Raw genomic sequence first — 881 nt, 5'->3', positions numbered from 1 at the left:
CCGTCCAGTTACCGGTGGTCGTCGACGGGTGCGTTGGCGACGCCGAGGTCGGGCTGGGTGTCGCTGAAGGACTTCACCACCGTGCCCTACAACGGCAGGCACCTGGTCTACGCCACCACCCACGACACCGGCTCGACGTGGGGGTCGATGAACTTCGGCCTGTTCACCAACTGGTCGGACATGGCCACCGCCAGCCAGAACGCGATGAGCTCCGGCACCGTCGCACCGCACCTGTTCTACTTCGCCCCCAAGAACATCTGGGTCCTGACCTACCAGTGGGGCGCCACCGCGTTCTCCTACCGCACCAGCAGCGACCCCACCAACGCCAACGGCTGGTCCGCCCCCCAGGCCCTGTTCTCCGGCAGCATCACCGGCTCGGGCACCGGACCCATCGACCAGACCATCATCGGCGACGCCACCACCATGTACCTGTTCTTCGCCGGCGACAACGGCAAGATCTACCGCGCCAGCATGCCCATCGCCAACTTCCCCGGCAACTTCGGCACCGCCTACACCACGATCATGAGCGACACCACCAACAACCTGTTCGAAGCACCCCAGGTCTACAAGGTCGCCGGACAGAACCAGTACCTCATGATCGTCGAAGCCATCGGCGGACAGGGCCGCTACTTCCGCTCCTTCACCGCCACCAGCCTCTCCGGCACCTGGACCCCCCAGGCCGCCACCGAGGGCAACCCCTTCGCCGGCAAAGCCAACAGCGGCGCCACCTGGACCAACGACATCAGCCACGGCGAGATCGTCCGCGCCACCGCCGACCAGACCATGACCATCGACCCCTGCAACCTCCAACTGCTCTACCAGGGCCGCGCCACCAACTCCGGCGGCGACTACGGCCAACTGCCCTACCGACCCGGCGTACT

General features: G+C 66.3%; 1 protein-coding gene. It reads left to right on the top strand.

The genetic code is table 11. From position 1 onward, the window contains the following. Positions 1-881 (top strand): non-reducing end alpha-L-arabinofuranosidase family hydrolase (locus QEZ54_RS36210; protein WP_281309308.1); only part of this gene is annotated, 881 nt, incomplete at both ends.

Source organism: Catellatospora sp. KI3 (assembly GCF_029948125.1).
Lineage (GTDB): Bacteria > Actinomycetota > Actinomycetes > Mycobacteriales > Micromonosporaceae > Catellatospora.
The sequence above is the reverse complement of the archived record's forward strand: the minus strand, read 5'-3'. Positions and strand labels throughout refer to the sequence as shown.